Raw genomic sequence first — 21,271 nt, 5'->3', positions numbered from 1 at the left:
ATGTTGTTATTGGGCAGGTGACTTGGGTTATTTTCAATGGCTCATTGTTTTAAATTCTTTAGTGAACCGTTATAATAGTAGAAAATAGGAATTGTTCTTTGTTGCCTTTTGTCGAATTTATTATCTCTTACAGTTAAAACATTTATAGGTTGCAAAGCGTCCAGGAATGAAAGTAGGGAGAAAACATGGGCGTACCCACAGAAGGTGAGCCGATTCAAATTCATAGCTATAAACATAATGGGCACATCCATCGCGTTTGGCAGGAAACGACCGTGTTAAAGGGAACACAAAATTTAGTGATTGGCGGAAATGATCGGACAATCGTTACCGAATCCGATGGACGAACATGGATAACAAGGGAGCCGGCTATTTGTTATTTCCATTCCCAATATTGGTTTAATGTGATCGGGATGATTCGTGAGGATGGCGTATATTACTACTGCAATATCAGTTCTCCATTTATTTTTGACGGAGAAGCGTTAAAATATATTGATTATGACCTCGATATTAAAGTATTTCCCGATATGACATTCAACCTCCTCGATGAAGATGAATACGAGCGACACCGCAATGAAATGAATTATCCGGAAGTTATCGATCAAATTTTACACAGGAATGTTGATAAATTAATTCGCTGGATTCGCCAGAGAAAAGGACCGTTTGCTCCTGACTTTATTGACATTTGGTACGAACGCTATTTAACCTACAGACGCTAATGATCCGGATAAAAAGCTGCCTGTTGACACAGCATCAACAGGTTTTTATTTGTGTACACTGGAAAAAAGATAGAGAGAAGTCTTCTTTTTAGGGGGAAATACATTGGACAGCATACGAAGATACTTACAATTTGTTAAACCGTACAAGCTGCAAATTATTGGAACTATTCTAATTGGAATTATAAAATTTGCGATTCCCCTGATGATCCCGTTGCTAATGAAATATGTGGTCGATGATATTATTAACAGCAACATATTAAATCAAACTGAAAAAACGGACAGGCTTATTATGGTGATGAGCGTAATGATTGTCGTTTTTGTCATCATTCGTCCACCTGTGGAATATTACCGGCAATATTTTGCTCAGTGGACCGGAAGCAAGATCCTCTATGATATCCGGGATCACCTGTTTACCCATATCCAAAAACTGAGCTTTAAATATTATGCTAACACAAGAGCCGGTGAGGTGATCTCAAGGGTCATTAATGATGTGGAACAAACGAAGAGCTTCGTCATTACAGGATTAATGAATCTTTGGCTCGATATAGCGACGATTCTGATTGCTGCTGCCATTATGTTTACGATGGATGTGCCGCTGACAATTGTCTCGCTGATTCTATTTCCGCTTTATGCTTTTTCTGTCAGGTATTTTTTCGGTAATTTACGAAAGCTGACAAGAGACCGTTCGCAGGCACTTGCTGAAGTGCAGAGCTACCTTCATGAACGGGTCCAGGGAATGTCCGTGATCAAGAGCTTTGCTCTGGAGGAGTATGAACAGAAACAATTTGATAAAAATAATTATAATTTCCTGAGAAAAGCACTTGACCATACAAACTGGAATGCGAAGGCGTTTGCAGTCGTCAATACGATTACGGATATCGCTCCATTAATCGTTATTGGATATTCAGGATACCAGGTAGTTCAGGGTGATTTATCAGTTGGGACTATGATCGCTTTTATTGCGTATATTGACCGCTTGTACAATCCATTAAGGCGGCTCGTCAATTCTTCTACAACATTAACGCAATCAATTGCGTCAATGGACCGGGTGTTTGAGCTGATGGATGAGAAGTACGATATTGATGACGCGCCTAATGCCAAGGAATGCAATCATGTCCATGGTGATTTGAAATTTGAAAATGTCAGCTTCGCATATGAAGAAGATGAAGAGACCGTACTAAAAAACATTTCCCTTGATGTCAAAAAAGGGGAAACGATCGCGCTTGTCGGAATGAGTGGAGGGGGAAAATCCTCGCTCGTAAGCTTGATTCCCCGTTTCTATGATGTGACTGACGGCAGGATACTCCTAGATGGGAATGATATCCGTGATTTTAAAGTGAAAACGTTGCGTGATAAAATCGGTGTCGTATTCCAGGACAATATACTATTCAGTGAGTCAGTAAAAACGAACATTTTATTGGGTAACCCGGAAGCCAGTGATGAAGCAGTTTATCGTGCTGCTCAAGCGGCGAATGCCGATGAGTTTATTCACAATCTGCCTCAAGGCTATGATACGAAAGTCGGCGAGCGGGGTGTGAAGCTATCTGGGGGCCAAAAACAACGGGTTGCGATTGCCAGGGTATTTTTAAAAAATCCGCCTATCCTAATTTTAGATGAAGCTACGTCTGCACTCGATCTCGAAAGTGAGCATCTAATCCAGGAAGCGCTTGAGAAATTGGCGAAGGACCGGACTACTTTTATTGTCGCACATCGCCTTTCAACTATTACCCATGCCGATCGGATTGTCTTAATAGAGCATGGAGAAATTGTCGAAATCGGTAAACATGACGAGCTGATGGCGAAGCAAGGAAATTACTATAGATTATTTCAAGTGCAGCAGCTTGAGCCTTCCGTTTAGAAACCTCTCTCAGATGACAGGGGTTTTTCCTTTTGCCCCCTGTTCATCATGCTCACCAAACTTCATTCAAGTGATCGGCGTAAAACAAAATGGCCCGCTTATAACTTGCGATGGATTCATCGCCTGTTGTTTCAGCCAGCTGTTTTAAAAGAATCGAGGTCGATTTTTCATGCTCACCTAAATTGTATAATGTAATCGATAGAAAAACCAAAAATTCCCGGGCTTGCGGATATTCTGCAATACCGGCAGCAAGCATTGATCTCGCTTCCTCATACAGGCCCAGGGCCCGATACGTGCTGCCCAGTCCAAGCATGGCACTGCGCCTCTTTTCGTCGTCGAGTCCAAGTTCCAAAGCTTTCTTATAATAGGGAACAGCATCAAGCTCCAATCCAAGCTGATCATGCACAACAGCGCAATGATAAAACACCGCAGCATTTCTACTTTCATTCTCAGCCAATGCCTTTAATAGATCCCTTGCCTTATCAAGCTGGCCACTTTTTTTAACATCCAAAGCCTTCTGTAATTCTCTCATACTGAAACCTCCTCAATTTCTTTCATTATCATATGGTGGTAAAGAAAGGTCAAAAATTAACAGTCAACGGCATTTTTCATTAGTTTGGACATAAAAGTAAGAGTAGGATATAAGGAAATTGAACTATTTATAATATTTTATATATTTATAAAATTAAGAAAAATCAGTAGACTAAAATCTTGTTTTTTTATAAAATGATAAATACAGGAAAAGCGAATCGTCCTTTTAAAACCACGAAAGGATGAAAAACCCACTTTTTCTTACCTACGAAGGGAAGGGAGTAAAAGTTGGCAGAAGCTCCAGTGTTAGACGTGAAACATTTAAAAACATCGTTTTTTTCGTCAGACGGGGAAGTTCCTGCAGTCGACGAAATCAGCTTTGCAGTCCAGAAGGGTGAAATTATTGGTATTGTCGGCGAATCAGGCTGCGGGAAGAGCGTTACGTCATTATCGATCATGAAGCTGATTCCCCAGCCACCGGGGAAGATTGTTGGCGGACAAATTTTTCTGAATGGTGAGGATATTGTCAATGCATCTGAAAAAAGAATGCGCCAGATCAGGGGTAATGAAGTAGCGATGATCTTTCAGGAGCCAATGACTTCGCTTAATCCGCTCTTTACGATTGGTCAACAGCTAACCGAAGCCATTTTAATACATAATAAAATCGGTAAAAAAGCTGCCTTTCAACAATCCGTTGAAATGCTGAAATTGGTTGGCTTGGCAAGGGCAGAACAGATCATGAAGGAATACCCCCACCAGCTTTCAGGAGGGATGCGGCAAAGGGTAATGATTGCCATGGCTCTTTCCTGCCATCCAAAGCTTCTCATTGCAGATGAACCAACGACCGCTTTAGATGTGACCATTCAGGCACAAATTCTTGCTTTGATGAAAGATTTAAATGTAAAGCTTGATACAGCAATTGTGATGATCACTCATGATCTAGGGATCGTTGCCGAGTTATGCCAGCGAGTGATTGTCATGTATGCCGGGAAAATCGTTGAAGAGTCTTCTGTTCAAGCCATTTTTAAAGAACCGAAGCATCCGTATACACTCGGCCTGCTTAAATCAATTCCTGATATACGCGACAAGAAAGAACGGCTCTATTCGATTCCTGGAAATGTCCCGAAGCCGGGTTCGATTACACAGGGCTGCCGTTTTGCTGCCCGTTGTGAATACGTATTCGATCGCTGCCTCTCGGAAAACCCGCCTCTCTATAATGCTGGTGATACCAACGTTCGCTGTTTCTTGCATGAATCAGGAGGTGTGGCCAATGTCTGAGGTTTTATTGCAAGTAGACGGCTTGAAAAAATATTTTCCTATTACCGGAGGCGTCTTAGGCAAGAAGATTGGCGAAGTAAAAGCAGTCGATAATATCAGCTTTTTTATAAAGAAAGGAGAAACGCTGGGACTTGTGGGAGAGTCGGGTTGCGGCAAGTCGACAACGGGCAGGATGCTGATGCGCTTGATTGAACCTACTGAAGGAAACGTCGTTTTTCAAGGAAAAAACATAACGGGCTTAAAAGACGGAGAAATGAGAAAGCTGCGCAAGGATATGCAAATGGTTTTTCAAGATCCTTTTGCTTCATTAAATCCTCGCCACACTGTAGAACGGATATTGGAAGAACCGTTAATTGTCCATGGAGTCGGAACTGCGAAGGAAAGAAAACAAAAAGTAAAAGAAATGCTCGAAGTGGTCGGATTGAGCAGCTATCATGCAAAACGCTATCCCCACCAATTCAGCGGCGGGCAAAGGCAGCGGATCGGAATAGCGCGCGCGCTGATGACGAAACCAAAGCTGATTATTGCCGATGAACCTGTATCTGCGCTTGATGTCTCGATTCAATCGCAAGTGCTGAATCTTCTTGCCGATTTGCAGAAGGAATTTCAATTAACTTACCTTTTTATCGCTCATGATCTTGGCGTCGTTAAACATATTAGCGACAGGGTAGGCGTGATGTATCTTGGCAGGTTAATAGAAATTACGACTGCTGAGAGACTATATGAGCATCCCCTGCATCCTTATACAAAAGGACTGCTGGCAGCTGTTCCGGTTCCGGACCCGACCGTTCGGAAGGAGCAAGCGCTTTTGACCGGGGATATGCCGAGCCCTTCCAACCCGCCATTAGGCTGTGCTTTTCATACAAGATGCAAAGAATGCATGGAGGTCTGCGAGTCGATCAGGCCCGAATTGGTTGAAATTGAACCCGGTCATTATGCGGCATGCCACTTATATACCGAAGCAGCAAAAAATTTATAACGGTATGAATTGGACAGAGCAGCATTGATGATATAAAACAACTAATGCCGGATCTGAAGGCTTCCGGAATAAAAAGAGGGGGTTGAAAATGAAGAAACGCAATGGCATTTTGTTTTTTGTGCTTGCTTTAATTTTGTCTTTGGCGCTGGCCGGCTGCAATTCACAATCATCAGGTGACAGTAAACCGAATAATGATGGAAACGGGGAAGAAAAAGATTCGGCCAATGATACGCTCGTTTTTGGGCGGGGCGGCGATTCTGTTGGGCTTGATCCTGCTATTGTCACTGAAGGCGAATCTTTTAAAGTAACCAAAAACATTTTTGAAACGCTTATCGAATTCGGGGAACAGGACACAGAGATCCATCCAGGCCTGGCCGAGGAATGGAGTAATACAGATGACGGTTTAAAGTACACTTTAAAGCTGCGCAAGGGTGTTAAGTTTCATGATGGTACAGATTTTAATGCCGATGCGGTAGTGTTTAACTTTGAACGTTGGAAAGCGGGAAACAAGGAAAAATTCTATTATTATAATTCGCAATTTGGCGATATCATTCAAGCAGTAACAGCAGTTGATGAACATACGGTGGAATTTACTTTAAGCCGTCCGCTTGCCCCATTCTATAAAAACCTTGCAATGTCGCCTTTTGCAATTGCCAGCCCTGCAGCTGTCGAAAAGCACGGTGATAAATTCGTCGAAAATCCAGTTGGAACCGGGCCGTTTGTATTCAAGGAATGGAAAAGGAATGACCGGATAACAATCGTAAAAAACGATGAGTACTGGCAGGAAGGCATGCCTAAATTAAACCAGGTTATTTTCCGGGCCATCCCTGAAAATTCAGCGCGCTTGAATGCTCTTTCTTCCGGGGAAGTGGATTTAATCGATGGGGTCAACTTCAGCGATTTGGGCCAAATAGAAGGCAATTCCGACTTGCAAGTATTCAATCGCCCGTCGTTGAATGTAGCCTATCTTGGTTTAACAAACACGCGCGGGCCGCTGAAAGAGAAGCTCGTCCGCCAGGCCTTGAACTATGCAGTCGATAAAAAAGCGCTTGTTGCTGGCTTCTTTGCGGGAGCAGCAGAACCAGCGATTAATCCGATGCCGCCGGTTGTAGCCGGTTATAACGATGCTGTTGAAGATTATCCTTATGATCCTGAAAAAGCGAAGGAGCTTTTAAAGGAAGCAGGCTATGAAAAAGGATTTGAAATGGAACTGTGGGCAATGCCGGTTCCACGTCCGTATATGCCGGACGGTCAAAAGATAGCTGAAGCGCTTCAGGCTAATTTTGAAGCAATTGGTGTCACAGCAAAAATTAAAACATATGAGTGGGCGACATATTTAGAAAAAACCCGGTTAGGTGAAGCGGATTCGTTCTTGCTTGGCTGGACAGGGGATAACGGTGATGCTGATAACTTCCTGTATGTGTTACTGGATAAGGACAGCATCGGAAGCAACAACTACAGTTATTACGAGAATCAAGAAGTTCACGATCTGCTTATTAAAGCACAGTCTACTGCCGATCAGGCAGAACGGGAAGAGCTATATAAACAAGCTCAAGTCATCATTAAAGATGATGCCCCGTGGATTCCGCTCGTTCACTCAAAGCCGGCATTGGCTGGACGTGCGGACATCACTGGATTCAAGCCCCACCCAACAGGTTCCGACTTACTTGCAACTGTTGAATTCAAATAATTGTGAGCAGGGAAGGGAGTGCAGGTCATGGCTCCCTTTTCGCTTATGAAATAAGAATGTGGTTCCTTGGAAAGAGGTGGAAGAATGCTTGCTTATTCTGTACGAAGGATATTTCTGCTCGTACCGGTTTTGCTAGGGCTAACGCTGATTGTTTTTTTTATCATCAGGGCCATTCCTGGCGATCCTGCTCAAGTGATTCTTGGTCAGTTGGCTACGAAAGAAGCTGTCGCCGATTTGACAAAGCAGCTGGGCCTTGACCAACCGTGGTACACTCAATATTTTCAGTATCTTGCCAGACTTTTGACGGGTGATCTTGGTGAATCGTTGCGAACGAATGCACCGATAAGCGAGGAAATTTGGCCCTACTTGGCAGCAACTATTGAGCTGTCATTGTGCGCGATGCTGATCGCTGTAGTAATTGGAGTTAATGCAGGTATCATCAGTGCATGGTTTCAAAATTCCTGGTTTGATTATGCTGCGATGGTCATGGCTTTAATTGGGGTTTCGGTGCCGATTTTTTGGCTGGGTCTTATGGAACAGTGGGTATTTGGGCTAAATCTCGAATGGCTTCCGACATCGGGCCGGGAAAATGTCCGGGACCCTGTCTCATCAATAACGGAATTATATTTGATTGATACGGTGCTTCAGGGCAGAATCGACCAGTTCTGGGAGGTTGTTAAGCACTTGGTGTTGCCAAGTGTGGCGCTGGCGACAATTCCAATGGCGATTATCGCCAGAATTACACGCTCAACAATGCTGGAAGTGATGCGTTCCGATTTTATTCGGACGGCCCGTGCGAAGGGGTTAAGGATGTTTTGGGTTGTTTACAGGCACTCGTTAAAAAATGCGATCATTCCGGTGCTGACAATTATTGGTCTACAAACAGGATTGTTGCTTGGCGGAGCGATTTTGACAGAAACGATTTTCAGCTGGCCTGGTATCGGGCGCTACATATTTGAAGCAATTAATTTTCGGGATTATCCTGTTGTTCAATCAGGCATTTTAATCATTGCTTTAATTTTTGTGACGATTAATCTGATTGTCGATTTGCTCTATGCGGCGATTGATCCGCGGATTAAATATGATTAGGAGGGGGCCAGACAATGGAACTATCAACGGATAAGCATTTTGGTCCGCTGCAACCACAGCCTGAAGATAAACCGGTTTCCCCGTGGCTCGAGGCGTGGAGAAGCTTTCGCCAAAACAAGCTTGCGTTAGTCGGCACAATCATCGTTTTGTTTTTTATCGTGATCGCGATCTTCGCGCCAATGATTGCCCCTTCCGGAATCAATGAGCAGGATTTCTCCAAGAAACTTCAACCGCCATCAAGCGAGCATTGGTTCGGGACCGATGATTTTGGCAGGGATATTCTCTCACGGGTTATTTTTGGGGCGAGAATATCGCTTCGCGTCGGGTTTATTTCAGTGCTCGGATCGATTGTTGTCGGCTGTTTGCTCGGCATTATTGCAGGGTACTACGGGAAATGGGTAGATACGGTCATTTCCAGAGTGTTTGATATTATGCTTGCCTTCCCGAGTATTTTATTGGCAATTGCCATCGTTGCTGTTCTCGGGCCATCTTTAACGAATGCACTTATTGCTATTGCAATTATTAATATTCCGAACTTTGGAAGACTGATTCGATCAAGGGTTTTAAGCGTAAAACAAGAAGAGTTTATCGTCGCTGCAAAGGCGGTAGGAATGAATGACCAGAGAATTTTATTTGTTCACGTGCTTCCAAACAGCATGGCGCCGATCATCGTCCAGGGAACGCTTGCGATCGCTACTGCGATTATTGAAGCAGCTGCTCTAGGTTTTCTTGGCCTTGGTGCCGGAGCGCCAAATCCTGAGTGGGGTAAAATGCTGTCCGATGCGAAGCAGTTTATGATCCAGGCACCATGGACGATGATCTTTCCGGGATTGGCGATTATGCTGACTGTGTTGGGCTTTAACCTCATGGGGGACGGGCTTAGAGATTCACTGGACCCGCGGATGAAACATTAAGAAAGCAGCTGACCATTCGTCAGCTGCTTTTAGTCAAAGCTCGGTTTTTGTCAACTAATCGTTTCGTTTGATTGTTGACTCTTACGTTCAAATATAGGGGAATTTCGCTAAAATCAAAGGATTTTTCGAATGAATCCTCTTATTCTCCGCTTAATTCCTTGCCAAGAGTAATTTAGTTATTGTTCTCCTTCACCCTCAATCGTAACGTCATTATCATCCTTATGAAACGATTGAAAACTGCTGATCAACAGGTCTAGATGCTCAAGCTCTTCTCCATATTCGATAATTGCGGAGACAAGTTGCATCGTATGGTACATCAGGGCATCATCCGGATCGTCCAGTTGCTTTTGCTGAGCTAAAAATAGATCAAATAATCTTTTTTTATTCTGGCAAATATCGCTTTCTTTGTGCTCGGGATGATATTTAATTTTACCGATGAACCTTAGTAACAGCTGTTCATGGTAACTGACTAAGCAGTCGAGCTGCTCTTGGACGGCGTTTTGAAACGGGACTGGCATATGGTTCAGCTCATTTTCAAAGCGATGAAGCCGCTTCAATGTTTGCAGGGAACGTTTCAAGGCAGAGATCATTTGCCGATAAATGACCAGTTTTCTCGATTTCGCCAAATCATTTCTTTTTAAATAGTTTCGCTCTTCCTTGTACATTAGATAGAGCTGGTCCAGCTTAATGATGTCCTCCTTAATTGCTTCTATATCAATTTTCAATTCTTTATGCTCCGCAGCATTCCTGGTATTCAAGCGTATCCACTTTGTAACCTCTTCGGTAATGCCTGAGATCTTGAAATAAAGCTTGTTCTCATATTTGGGCGGCAAAAACACCAGGTTCACTAAAAACGCCGAAAATATGCCGAGCATAATCGTCGAAAAGCGGACCATCGCAAAGTCGATAAAATTGCCTTGCGTATATTCCATGATCGCAATTAAGGTTACTAAAGAAAGGGCAATAGTGTTGCCGATCTTTAGCTTAAGATTAATCGTTATCACGATAATTGCGGCCAAGCCGATGACAAAAATATTGTTTCCAAACAGCAGCACAAATGCGATGCCGATAACAGCACCAATAATATTCCCCTGAACTTGTTCGATAATGGATAAATAAGACCGGTAAATGGTTGGTTGAATAGCAAAAATGGCTGCAATTCCGGCAAAAACGGGTGATGGAATCTGGAACAGTTCAGCCAGAAAAAGCGCAAGAGTAATAGCTATTCCCGTTTTCAAAATGCGGGCACCAAGCTTCATAGCTAATTAAATCCTTTCTAAGCATGATTAATGAAGGTGAGTTAATATAGATACTTTTAACAAAATTGTAGTCAACTAAACAATATTGTACTATACAATGATTATGCCCGAAGTTCAAGCGTTATTTCTATGAAGATGATTTAGACCAAACAAAAAGCCCGTGCCAATAATGGCAAACGGGCTTTAAAGTTATTATTCTGTTGAAACGGAAGGGTCTGCCTGCTCTTTTACAGGGACAACCTGGACAAAGTGTTTTTCCGGATTTGCCAGTAGCAAGGCAAGGTCGGCAGCTTCATCATGCTGTTCCTGTGCGTTTAGCATTTGCAGATAATTTTGTAAAAGCTCTGCCACATCTGCTTTTCCTTGTTCAGATAAGGCTGTTACCGAAACTTTAGCGCCTTTCGCAATCCTTCTTTGGATCGCGTCCTTCGTTAATCCCATCTCTGGCTGGTGGCGCAAGTAAACAACACCGCCAGTCATTCCGGCGCAAATCCATGGGCCCGGATCACCGAGTACAAGGCCCCTGCCGTTTGTCATATATTCAAAGGCGAATCCTTTAATATTGGCTTTAGAACCGATATTGCCAAATTCTTTTTCAGGCAGTGGTTCTTTAATAAGCCCGCCGATAATGATATCAGCCCCGGACAATCTGATTCCGGCACGTGCATCGGCATTTCCCTGGGCAACGAGCAGCCCTTTCTGCGCTCCATAGCCAAACCCTTTTCCAACGGCCCCATTATAAAATTGGCCATCCTTGCCTTTTGACTTGGCGATTTGGATGCTTCCGCCGAACGAGGTTTTGCCAATCCCGTCCTGGCCGCCTCCGCTGACCTGTATACGAATGCCTTCGCTGTTATAAGCTCCCAGCCCGTTTCCTAAAATCGATCCTTCATATTTCAAATCAACAGGAGGAAGGGTTTTATAGGAGCCGTCGAGACGACCGCGAACACGATGACATGATACGCGGCTCGCCAGCACTCGCTGCTCCGAATTCACACTCTGGAACTCGCGGGATTGGTGCAGCTCCGAATCAACTCCATCCAGATATTCGGCGCCTACCGCAACCTGAAGCTGTTTTGTTTCCAATGCCGCAGCAGCTTCCTTTTGATTAAGCTGGCCTATTTCGAGCGTTTTTAGTAAATAGGTTAAATCGAGATGATCTTTGCCTTTAACTTGTTCCAACAGATCGGAACGGCCAACCGCGTCCTGCAGGTTTTTAATTCCTATTGAAGCGGCCAATGCTTTTAATTCCTGGCCAAACGCTGTAAACAGATTAATGAGCCCTTGTACAGCTAAATCATACTGTCTCGGCACAAACCGGCGCAAGCCGTGTTCCTTTGCCTGGGCTTCGGAATCAATTTGCGTTGCGATACCGACATGGCATGTGTCAAGATGGCAGCCACGGCATGTTGTACAACCGATTGAAATCATGGTAAGTGTACCAAAGCCAACCCGGTTAGCGCCAAGAAGCATCACTTTCAGAACATCGAGTGCACTTTTGATTCCTCCATCAGCCCAAAGCTCTACTTTATCACGCAATCCTGCTTCAAGAAGGGCGTTATGTGCGGCTTTGACACCAATTTCCACCGGCAGGCCGACATGTTGGAGGGCATGAATTCTTGCGGCACCCGTTCCGCCATCAAATCCACTCAGTGTAATAATATCGGCGCCTGCTTTTGCAATGCCGACAGCAATCGTTCCGATATTGGGAACGACCGGGACCTTTACCGCGACCTGTGCCTGGTCATTAGCCGTTTTCAGCTCGTGAATCATTTGCGCAAGATCTTCGATCGAATAAATATCATGGTTATTTGAAGGCGAGATTAAATCGGAACCGATTGTTGCGTTCCGTGCCTCAGCAATCTTTGCTGTAACTTTTGAACCAGGGAGGTGACCACCTTCTCCAGGCTTGGCGCCCTGGCCGATTTTAATTTCAAGCAAGTTGGTTGAATTCAACAGTTCAGCATTGACACCAAATCTTCCGGAAGCGACTTGCTGTCCGCGTGTTCTTGGATACTTGCCGAGCATGTCTTTGATCTCGCCGCCTTCACCATTCAAGCTGACCATATTTAAACGGTCTGCTCCTTCCGCATAAGCCCGGAAGGCCGTTTCATTTTGTGAACCGAAAGACATTGACGCGATCACAAATGGCAGACTGTGTTTTCCCACGCTGATATTGACTTCCTCCGGTCTCACGGGTGCTGCCGCTTTTTTCAAGCCTGTTAAATGGCGAATCGTTGTAGGATTTTGTTCTTCCTGCTCACTGATTTTTTCCCGATAAGCATTGTAATCACCAGTCGAAGCTACTTCGCCGATTGCTTTCCAAATACGCGGGAAGAGATGGAACGTTTTGCCGATTCGTTCTTTCTCATTTTGATAGTCAGCTGCCCGTAAGATCGCATCTTCTTTCATCGATTCAAAGTTACTGGCTAAATGTGCTGCACCGAAGAAGTTGACAATGTTCAAGTATTCAGCGACTTGCTCATTCAAACCGATCGCTGAGAAAAGGCGGCCATATCCGCGCAGTTCATGAATACCGATTGTGGAAATGACTTTCTCAAGCCCTTTTGTCAGAGCGCTGTATAAGTTGACAAGCGGCTTCAAAGATTCGTCCAGCACCGTCGTGAACATATAGTAAGGGCTGATCAGGTCAGCTCCTAAACCAAATGATGTAATAATATCGTGCAAGGAACGAATCGCTGCTGAGCGAAGTAAAAGAGAACAATCTCTTCTCAACTCTGCTTTAACAAGCGCCTGGTCGATCGCAGAAATAACAAGATGCGGATCAAGCCAGTAATGGCCCTCTTGATGGGAATCGGCATCATCGATAATCAACAGCGACTTTCCGTTTTTAACAGCGGCAACAGAGGCTTCAGCGAGCCGCTCTAAGGCATGGTCAATCGTTTCTTCGTTTGTAAATGTCGAAGACAAATAAGAAGCAAGCTGTTGCTCCCGGAATAGATGGACAATCTGATCGTAGCTAGGCTGCTGGAGCTCGCGGGAACATTCGAAGCCCGCTTTACCTTCAATTAAAATAGGTGATAAAAGCTCAACAATGGTATTCGCTTCATTTTTAGTAAATAAACTAGGACGCTTTCCGATAATTGTTCTAGTTGAAAAATGTTCGGTTTCCCTGTCACGGTCGATTGCCGGATTTGTCACAACAGCAACGCTTTCCTTTATATAATCCGCAATGTTTTTTCTCTCTGGATTTATGGCTGCAAGCGGTGCATCATGGCCAAGCGACCGGATTGGTTCGGCTCCTTTTTCAGCCATCTGTTCAACGAGCTGAACATGATCGCGTTCCCAGCCAAACGCTCTATACTGGCCGTTATGAATTTTGGTTGGATAATTCATTAAGACCGTTTTGGCCGGCGCCGGAGGGTTTAACCTTTTTCTTGTATCTGCAAAGCTGACTCTTTGTGAAAAGCGGTTGTACACTTCAGCCTGGTATTGTTCCTGCTCATAAACCTTCAATGTTTGTCCGTCCCATTTAAAGCCAACCTTTTCCCCGGGTGCCAATGGTTTTGGATCATTCATATATTCTTCTGCCGGAATGATTCCCGGTTCAGAGGAGAATAGGTAAGATGATTCTGTTTCGAGCATCCAAAGCGGACGAAGGCCAAGAGCATCAACACTAAATACAGCTTCATCACCAAATCGCGAAATGATACCGGCCGGCCCCTGGGCAAAATGGCCCCAGGCTTCACGAATATAAGTATAAAGATCCTGCTTGTGTTCTGGATATGCTTTTATCTCATTGATAATCGGCGGGAACAACAAGTCCATGACCTCAAATAAAGAATAGCCATCACGACAAATAAACGTTTCCATTGTTCTGCTTAAATCCTGGGAATCGCTGCCGTCTTTGACTAGCGGAACGCCAATCATTTTTGCCTCATCGCGAAGCTTGGCTATCGTGTTAATCTCGCCATTGTGACCAAGTATACTGAAAGGCTGGACCCTGAAAAAGCTTGACAGGGTATTGGTAGAATAACGATTATGGCCAAGAGTGATAGTCGAAGCGACCAGTGGGTTTGCAAGATCATGATAATATTTCGGCAGAATATCGCCGGCTCCCATCACCTTATAAACGGCATGATGCTGGCTTAAAGAAGCCACATGAACATTTTCGTTCAGTTCAAAATCGATAATCAGCTCAAATAAAGCTTTGGACTGTTCCTGTCCGGTAAACGGTGAGACACACGCAAACTGCCAGAAAACCGGGTTTTCCTGGATGGCGATCGGTCCTAGTGCAGAGGTATTCGTTACACTGTCTGTTTGGAATAATATATCAAACTGAGAAGCTTCCAATTTTTTAAATAGTTCATTTTTAATAGATTGACTGTCGGACTTTCTCGAGATGAAAATATGACCGACAACAAAGTTCTCCTGGTCAACCACAGCAGGATCAAGGTTGTCTTTCTTGAATTTTTCCTTCCAGAGTTCACGCGGAATATCGATATGGATACCGACTCCGTCTCCTTCGCCGTTTATAAATCCGGCGCGGTGGTTCATGGTGACTAATGCATTTATACAATTAAATATATTCTCATTAGTAGGTTTTTTTGTTTTTTCCAAAGAAGCAACAATTCCGCAAGCATCATGTTCCTGCCTGTGAAATTCAGTAAAAAGAGAAGGACTCCATTTTTGTGTCATAGACTCGGCTTAGGAAGAGTTTAGATGTTCCCTAAAGCCGGTTCACCTCCTAAATAAAAATGTTTCATAAACTCATGTTTGAGTAGGTAATTACGGTGGAAAAAGGAAAGGGTAATAAAACGTGAACGGTTTTTGAAAGGTATTTTTTACGTAATATTCGTATCATATCATAAGAATTTTCAGAAATCAATTATTATACAGCAAGATGGATGCTAATTGATGTAGAAAAATATAAAAAAATGTATAATAGTATTATTTGCAAGCGTTTTCATAGTGGGTTATTAAAAAGCCGGAAGATAAAAAATCTTCCGGAATGTATAAAAAGATGAATATTTATTCGTTTGCAAGTAAGTAAAATGCGTTTTGGACAGCATGAAGTGTTGCTTCAATATCTTCTTCCGTGTGGGCAATCGTTATAAACCACGCTTCATATTTAGACGGCGCCAGGTTGATGCCCTGGTTCAACATATGTTTAAAAAACTTCGCGAACATTTCCCCATCCGTATTTTCGGCCTGCTCGTAGTTTTCCACTGTCACGTCCGTAAAGTAGATCGTGAAGGCTCCCTTTAAACGGTTTATTGTAATAGGAACATTAAATTGTTTCGCTGCTTCGAGAATGCCTTCTTCAAGAATTTGGCCGAGATGGTCTAAATGCTCGTACACTCCTTTTTGCTTAAGGACTTCAAGACATGCGATTCCCGATAAGATAGAAGCTGGGTTTCCTGCCATTGTTCCGGCCTGGTAGGCTGGCCCAAGCGGAGCGACGGTTTCCATGATTTCCTGCTTTCCTCCATAGGCACCGATCGGCAGCCCACCGCCAATGATTTTACCAAGTGCCGTTAAATCGGGCTGGATCCCAAGCAGGTCCTGGGCTCCTCCATACATAAAACGAAACGCTGTAATAACTTCATCATAGATGACCAGTGCGCCTGCAGCATGGGCAAGCTCGTTTATTTGTTGCAGAAATCCCTCTTTAGGTTCAACGATCCCAAAGTTTCCAACGATCGGCTCGACCAAGACAGCAGCTATTTGATCGCCCCACTTTTCAAGAGCCTCTTTAAATGGTTCGATGTCATTAAAAGGAACGGTAATAACTTCCTGTGCAATGCTTTTAGGCACGCCCGCAGAGTCCGGAGTGCCGAGCGTCGATGGTCCTGAACCGGCTGCGACGAGCACAAGGTCAGAATGGCCATGGTAACAGCCGGCAAATTTGATGATCTTATCCCTTCCCGTGTAAGCCCGGGCTACACGAATCGTAGTCATTACGGCCTCAGTACCTGAATTGACAAAACGTACTTTTTCTAAACCGGGCATCGCTGCTTTAATCATTTTTGCGAATTTTACTTCGTGCGGGGTAGGTGTTCCATAAAGAACTCCTGTTTCTGCTGCTGTTTTTATTGCTTTCGTTATGTGCGGATGGGCATGTCCGGTGATAATCGGCCCGTACGCTGCTAAATAATCTATATATTGATTGCCGTCAACATCCCAAAAATATGCTCCGTTCGCGCGTTCCATCACGACGGGTGCTCCGCCCCCAACAGCTTTGTATGAGCGTGATGGACTGTTTACCCCACCGACAATATGTTCGAGTGCTTCTTTATGTAATCGTTCTGAATTAGAAAACTGCATCGATATCCTCCTCGTGAAAATCTGTCCTCTATTTTACATGATTTGCGGACACGTTTCATTATTATAAGCTTGTTTTTAACACATGGGGAGTACTCAATAGTATTTTTCTGTTAAATATTGTTTCATATTGCAACATAGATGAACATATGTGGTTCTTCGGACGTTCCTACTTTTAACTGCTGGCAAGCCGGCATATCAATGAATGCTTATGCGTATAGATGGATGAAGGGAGTTGTCCGGAAAAGAGGGGACAAGATGATGTTTTATGCGATGCTGGCCATAGTCATTTTCTGTATCGGAATGAGTTTGCGCACATTATTTTTACCCTATAAAATAAAAGGAAAGCGTGTCTCTTTTGAAAATTTCCTGTTTCTCATTTTAATATATGCGACGATTATGATCGGTTTTGGTTTGGTGTTTATGTTGTTTGAATTACAGGGCGAGCCTGTACTTATCGAAGCAGGAACCAGAGCTGCGGTCGACTTTTGGAGCCGTTTGGAAACCTCGCTTTATTTTAGCGCGATGACACTTTTTTCCGTTGGTTATGGGGATGTATTTCCTATTGGCATAGGGCGGATGATTGCAGTTATCGAGGCATTGATCGGCTATACGATCCCGGCCGCATTCGTGGCAAGGGCGGTCTTTGATTCGGAAAAATGAGGTGTGCGATGCTGAAAGTTTGTTTTTTATAAGAATTTTGGATACGCTTACCTATATGCTAAATGCAATTGGAGGAAAATAGTGTGAATGAATTGACCGGAAAACGAGCCCCCGATTTTAAACTGCCGGCAAGTAATGGACAAACTGTCAGCCTCGCAGACTTTCGCGGGAAAAATATCGTTCTTTATTTTTATCCGAAAGATATGACACCTGGATGTACAACTCAAGCCTGTGATTTTCGCGACCACCATCAAAGCTTTGCTGATGCGAATGCAGTTATTATCGGCATTAGTACTGACCCGGTTGCAAAACACGAAAAGTTTATTGACAAGTATGATTTGCCGTTTCTATTGCTTGCTGATGAAGAACATATAGCCGCAGAAGCTTACAGGGTGTGGAAACTGAAGAAAAATTTCGGCAAGGAATATATGGGGATTGAAAGGTCGACGTTCATGATCGACCAAAATGGAATCGTCGTTAAAGAATGGAGAAAAGTATCAGTGAAAGACCATGTTGAAGAGGCTTTGCAGTATATTACTGAAAACCTGCAATAAAATGATTTTGCTGATGGAAGCCTATTTTATTGGCATCAAGGCTTTTGTCCATGCCAAAAGCGGCATCTTGAATATCATTTTATTAGGGCATACCTCCTCAGATAAGTCTTAGCGGTCCAGTCTAACTGGGCCGTCTTTTTTTTGTATGAACATATAACAAGGCGCAGTATTATGCGCTGTCATACGGAATCCTCCTCGTAGAGTAAGACAATTTAATTCGTGTTTTCGGTTAGCTTAATATATTGTGAATTTACTCGGTTACGTGGGTGGAATGATATTATATTATGGAAGAAAGAAACACAATGGGGTGAAAAATATGAAAGTCGTTTCTTCGATATTTCCTTCTGAAGAACTGCAAAAAGCCGTCAGGGAGGAGTTTCCAGAAGTTGATTTTGAGTTTTATAAAGGAATGGATGAAGCGGAGCGCGCATTTTATAGTGCCGAAGTTTTTATTACAGAATGAGCCCCTCGATAAACAGCATCCATTTTGGGAAATGAACAACATAACCGTGACTCCCCATCTTTCGAGTATCACCAAAAACTACATGCCGAGATCATTTACTATTTTTAAATATAATTTACATACATATATTAATAAAGATAATGGATTTTTAAATGTGATTAACCTTGAAAGGGGATATTGAAAGGTGAAGATTTATACAAAAACCGGAGACAAAGGGACAACATCACTTATTTACGGTGAAAGAGTAGCAAAAGATGATCTGCGTGTCGAGGCTTATGGAACTTGTGATGAAGCGAATTCAATGATCGGGCTGTCATTAAGCTTTTTAAGCAACGAGTTTTTTGACGGGAAAGATCAACTTGAAGAAGTATTCCATAAAATTCAAACAGCTTTATTCCATGTTGGAGCAGAACTTGCCACTCCAAATGGAAGAGAAGTGAAATGGGTTTTAAAAGAAGAGCATTTACATGAATTAGAGCAAATGATTGACAAGCTGGATGCTTTTTTGCCAGCGTTGTCAAACTTTATTCTGCCGGGTGGCCATTCTGCTGGCGCAGCGTTCCATGTTGCAAGGACAATGGTCCGAAGAGCAGAACGATGTGCGGTTGGAATCAATGCTGACTTCAATCCATTAGTGCTAGCTTATTTGAACAGGCTCTCAGATTTCCTGTTTGTCTCTGCCCGATTTGTGAACCTTCATTTAGGGCAAAAAGAAATGCCTCTTCATAGCGAAAATTAAATCAGTTAACCATATTATCATGTTTGTGTATTGACAAAATGCTTGAAAACTGAGTAGACTAATTATAAAGATTATAATATAAGAATACTTTCAGAAGAGGGGTGCATGGCGATGGATCACGATCACGGTCAATTAAAAGAAGCGTTGGAAACCTTAAAGGAAACGGGCGTCAGGATTACTCCGCAACGTCATGCGATACTTGAATATTTAATAAACTCAATGTCACATCCGACTGCAGATGAAATATATAAGTCATTGGAAGGAAAATTTCCTAACATGAGTGTGGCGACAGTTTACAATAATTTAAGAGTATTTCGTGAAGTAGGACTTGTTAAAGAGTTACCTTATGGCGATTCATCCAGCCGTTTTGATTTTGTGACAAGCCATCATTATCATGTGATTTGTGAAAAGTGCGGAAAGATCGTTGATTTTCATTATCCTGGGCTTGATGAAGTTGAGCAGCTTGCTTCTCATGTTACCGGTTTTAAAGTAAGCCACCATCGTATGGAGATTTACGGAACTTGTTCCGACTGTTCGTTTAAAGAAGCGCATTAAGCCAGCTGATAGCCCGGAGCTATTGGCTTTTTTGTTGTTTAGAAAATTATAAAATCAATAGAGAAAAGCCGTCTGATGACGGCTTCTTTCTATTATTTTCGATTGTATTTTTCATTAAACTCTTTTCCCTCAAGATTTTGGTCAAGAGTCAAAGGCTCGTTGCAATACATGCAGATATCCACACGGCCAAGTAGCTTTGTATGCTTCCCGCAATTCGGGCAGACGACCTGAACAGTTTTTGTTGAGAGCATTCCAATCCAAAAGTAAACAACAGTACTGGCAATGATAAAAAGAAGTCCAAGTATCATAAAAATTATCATCACAATGGGTGAGTTTCTAAAGAAAATCCCCCCGTACATGACAATAATTCCAATAAAAATTAAGCTTAGAGCAAACGTCCGAATTTTATTTATCTTACTAGAATATTTAGCCATCCGTGTACCTCCTAAAGAATACATACATTATATCATTTCGGTCGGAGGAAGTGGAATGGTTTAAGCTTGTTTGAAATCTCCCTAATAATATAAGAAGGAAATTTTCGATTTTTTGTCGAAAACATAAGCTACTAAAAAAATGGAGGAATGATGATGGAGGACATTCTTAGGCCTGTATATCAAGAACGGGCCAGCCAACCAAACACCCTCGGCGTCCTGATGATTGAAAAAAAACAAAAATCGAGCCCGACTACCGATACATTTGATGCGATTTTGCTGATAGTGGTTAAGGAAGCAGACCGATCAGTATATGTGAAGCACTACAGCTATGGTAATAAAAAGGCGGCTCTTCATATTATAAGTGAACAACAATTACATGAATGGCTTTTACTTGGGTCAAATCGAAAAATTATAGATTGGCTTTATAATGGCAAAATTCTTTTTGACCGGAACGAATATATTCACAATCTAAAGATCGAGCTGCAGGAATTTCCTTTCTACGGCCGTAAGATAAAAATAGGGCTTGAGTTTGCAAAATTAATTCGCCGCTATACGGATGGGAAAGCTTTTTTTGATAATCAGCATTACCTGGATGCATATAACCATGTTGTCCATTCTTTGCACCATCTTGCCCGATTAGCCGTTATCGAAAATGGCTTCCATCCTGAAGTGACTGTCTGGCATCAGGTTAAAAAGATTGAACCGGAGATTTTTAAGCTTTATGAGGAATTGGTTAGCAGTGAAGAGCCCCTTGAAAAAAGACTTGAGTTGCTGTTTTTAGCAAGTGAGTTTTTAATTCATTCAAGAACACAAATGGGAACCGCACATATTATAGACGTATTGAAGGAAAAAGATCTTTGGACATTCGATGAAATAATGAATGAAGAAGAATTAACAGCCTATTCCGTTGACCTGGGAGTCCTGCTTGAATATCTTAATGAAAAGAATTTAGTTGAAGTCGTCAATGTAGAAACGAAAGGACAATCCCTTTTTCACAGAGTATATAAAGCAACAAAAAAATTATATTAAAAAAACTTTAAACCCTCTTGACCTTTTATTAAATACTTGTTATATTGATATCCGTCGCTTCGAAATGCGTATCACATTACTTTTCGATGCAGACGGATGTTTCAAAAAAAGGTGTTGACTTAAAGGACGCCACATGTTATATTAGTAAAGTCGCCTCGCGGCGATATATGAGTTTATTGCTCTTTGAAAACTGAACAAGCAAGCAAAAACGTCAACGTTAAGTTTATTTTTATTT

The 21,271-nt window shown here is 42.7% G+C and carries 18 protein-coding genes; 13 read left to right on the top strand and 5 right to left on the bottom strand.

Features of this window, described 5'->3' with window-relative positions:
* Nucleotides 1-185 precede the first annotated feature (185 nt).
* A complete protein-coding gene (gene ntdP / locus CVD23_RS05390; RefSeq protein ID WP_101576960.1) occupies nt 186-716 on the top strand; it encodes a nucleoside tri-diphosphate phosphatase in 531 nt (176 codons plus the stop codon).
* A 103-nt stretch (nt 717-819) separates the two neighbouring features.
* On the top strand, nt 820-2,574 hold the full coding sequence (locus CVD23_RS05385; protein ID WP_101665398.1) for an ABC transporter ATP-binding protein: 1,755 nt from the start codon (nt 820-822) through the stop codon (nt 2,572-2,574).
* 52 nt (nt 2,575-2,626) lie between these two features.
* Here the strand turns inward: CVD23_RS05385 and CVD23_RS05380 are convergent, their stop codons facing one another.
* Nucleotides 2,627-3,106, bottom strand: a complete 480-nt coding sequence (locus CVD23_RS05380) for a tetratricopeptide repeat protein (protein WP_101665397.1) — start codon at nt 3,104-3,106, stop codon at nt 2,627-2,629.
* Between the two features lie 287 nt (nt 3,107-3,393).
* Between CVD23_RS05380 and CVD23_RS05375 the strand changes: the two genes are divergently transcribed.
* From CVD23_RS05375 to CVD23_RS05355, 5 genes are all read left to right on the top strand, one after another.
* Nucleotides 3,394-4,383 (top strand): ABC transporter ATP-binding protein, encoded by a 990-nt coding sequence (locus CVD23_RS05375; protein ID WP_101576954.1) that lies wholly within the window; start codon nt 3,394-3,396, stop codon nt 4,381-4,383.
* The gene (locus CVD23_RS05370) at nt 4,376-5,362 is read left to right on the top strand and encodes an ABC transporter ATP-binding protein (protein ID WP_101576952.1); all 987 of its coding nucleotides are present in this window, start codon (nt 4,376-4,378) and stop codon (nt 5,360-5,362) included. The genes CVD23_RS05375 and CVD23_RS05370 overlap by 8 nt, the downstream gene beginning before the upstream one ends.
* Nucleotides 5,363-5,450: 88 nt before the next feature.
* Nucleotides 5,451-7,052: an ABC transporter substrate-binding protein gene (locus tag CVD23_RS05365; RefSeq protein WP_101665396.1), complete on the top strand. Its 1,602-nt coding sequence runs from the start codon at nt 5,451-5,453 to the stop codon at nt 7,050-7,052.
* Between the two features lie 84 nt (nt 7,053-7,136).
* The gene (locus tag CVD23_RS05360; RefSeq protein WP_101576948.1) at nt 7,137-8,141 is read left to right on the top strand and encodes an ABC transporter permease; all 1,005 of its coding nucleotides are present in this window, start codon (nt 7,137-7,139) and stop codon (nt 8,139-8,141) included.
* Between the two features lie 14 nt (nt 8,142-8,155).
* Nucleotides 8,156-9,055: an ABC transporter permease gene (locus CVD23_RS05355; RefSeq protein ID WP_101665395.1), complete on the top strand. Its 900-nt coding sequence runs from the start codon at nt 8,156-8,158 to the stop codon at nt 9,053-9,055.
* Nucleotides 9,056-9,231: 176 nt separating this feature from the next.
* Here CVD23_RS05355 and CVD23_RS05350 read toward each other — a convergent pair whose 3' ends face one another.
* The 3 genes from CVD23_RS05350 to CVD23_RS05340 all read right to left on the bottom strand — a co-directional run bounded on the left by CVD23_RS05350 (nt 9,232) and on the right by CVD23_RS05340 (nt 16,602).
* The gene (locus CVD23_RS05350; protein WP_101576944.1) at nt 9,232-10,314 is read right to left on the bottom strand and encodes an FUSC family protein; all 1,083 of its coding nucleotides are present in this window, start codon (nt 10,312-10,314) and stop codon (nt 9,232-9,234) included.
* A gap of 192 nt (nt 10,315-10,506) precedes the next feature.
* Nucleotides 10,507-14,973, bottom strand: coding sequence for a glutamate synthase-related protein (locus CVD23_RS05345; protein ID WP_101665394.1), 4,467 nt, complete (start codon nt 14,971-14,973; stop codon nt 10,507-10,509).
* A gap of 333 nt (nt 14,974-15,306) precedes the next feature.
* Nucleotides 15,307-16,602, bottom strand: a complete 1,296-nt coding sequence (locus CVD23_RS05340) for a glutamate-1-semialdehyde 2,1-aminomutase (RefSeq protein WP_101579432.1) — start codon at nt 16,600-16,602, stop codon at nt 15,307-15,309.
* A gap of 255 nt (nt 16,603-16,857) precedes the next feature.
* On the opposite strand from CVD23_RS05340, the gene CVD23_RS05335 reads away from it, so the two are divergent.
* The 5 genes from CVD23_RS05335 to perR all read left to right on the top strand — a co-directional run bounded on the left by CVD23_RS05335 (nt 16,858) and on the right by perR (nt 19,573).
* The gene (locus tag CVD23_RS05335) at nt 16,858-17,262 is read left to right on the top strand and encodes an ion channel (RefSeq protein WP_101579433.1); all 405 of its coding nucleotides are present in this window, start codon (nt 16,858-16,860) and stop codon (nt 17,260-17,262) included.
* An 83-nt stretch (nt 17,263-17,345) separates the two neighbouring features.
* Nucleotides 17,346-17,816, top strand: a complete 471-nt coding sequence (bcp, locus tag CVD23_RS05330; protein WP_245917556.1) for a thioredoxin-dependent thiol peroxidase — start codon at nt 17,346-17,348, stop codon at nt 17,814-17,816.
* Nucleotides 17,817-18,132: 316 nt separating this feature from the next.
* On the top strand, nt 18,133-18,279 hold the full coding sequence (locus CVD23_RS21830; RefSeq protein WP_180955550.1) for a hypothetical protein: 147 nt from the start codon (nt 18,133-18,135) through the stop codon (nt 18,277-18,279).
* Nucleotides 18,280-18,463: 184 nt separating this feature from the next.
* Nucleotides 18,464-19,018, top strand: coding sequence for a cob(I)yrinic acid a,c-diamide adenosyltransferase (locus CVD23_RS05325; RefSeq protein WP_101579435.1), 555 nt, complete (start codon nt 18,464-18,466; stop codon nt 19,016-19,018).
* Nucleotides 19,019-19,129: 111 nt separating this feature from the next.
* On the top strand, nt 19,130-19,573 hold the full coding sequence (gene perR / locus CVD23_RS05320) for a peroxide-responsive transcriptional repressor PerR (RefSeq protein ID WP_281258921.1): 444 nt from the start codon (nt 19,130-19,132) through the stop codon (nt 19,571-19,573).
* A gap of 92 nt (nt 19,574-19,665) precedes the next feature.
* On the opposite strand, the gene CVD23_RS05315 is transcribed toward perR, so the two are convergent.
* Complete coding sequence (locus CVD23_RS05315) at nt 19,666-20,007, bottom strand: YgzB family protein (protein WP_101579437.1); 342 nt, start codon at nt 20,005-20,007, stop codon at nt 19,666-19,668.
* 153 nt (nt 20,008-20,160) lie between these two features.
* On the opposite strand from CVD23_RS05315, the gene CVD23_RS05310 reads away from it, so the two are divergent.
* A complete protein-coding gene (locus tag CVD23_RS05310) occupies nt 20,161-21,036 on the top strand; it encodes a nucleotidyltransferase-like protein (RefSeq protein WP_101579438.1) in 876 nt (291 codons plus the stop codon).
* The last annotated feature ends 235 nt before the right edge of the window (nt 21,037-21,271 follow it).

The organism is Bacillus sp. V33-4 (genome assembly GCF_002860225.1).
In the GTDB taxonomy this organism is placed as follows: domain Bacteria; phylum Bacillota; class Bacilli; order Bacillales; family Cytobacillaceae; genus Bacillus_BJ; species Bacillus_BJ canaveralius.
Note: the sequence above shows the minus strand (reverse complement) of the source record. Positions and strands in the feature narration are given on the sequence as shown.